Raw genomic sequence first — 256 nt, forward strand, 5'->3', positions numbered from 1 at the left:
CTACTTCTATGCTAGTGACGGCTGTTTTATCGTGAGTTGCGGTGTCTGTATCGCTAACTATGTTACCTGCAATGTCACTCACTGTGGCTGTGGCTGTTAATGTGCCGTTGTTAAGTGCTGATACGTCTACACCTGTGATTGTGTACGCTTCATCAGTTACTATTGCGCTGAAGGTTTCACTGTTTGTGCCATCACTCACTACTACGGTGACCGTTTGCCCATTTTCTACGCCTACGGCAGTGCCGTTTATAGTAAC

The 256-nt window shown here is 46.5% G+C and carries 1 protein-coding gene; it reads right to left on the bottom strand.

What is annotated here, in order from left to right:
* Nucleotides 1-256: hypothetical protein (locus PSH54_RS20865; RefSeq protein ID WP_273607023.1), on the bottom strand; the 256-nt coding region annotated here is incomplete at both ends.

The organism is Pseudoalteromonas sp. Angola-30 (assembly GCF_028599215.1).
Taxonomy (GTDB): Bacteria; Pseudomonadota; Gammaproteobacteria; order Enterobacterales; family Alteromonadaceae; genus Pseudoalteromonas; species Pseudoalteromonas atlantica.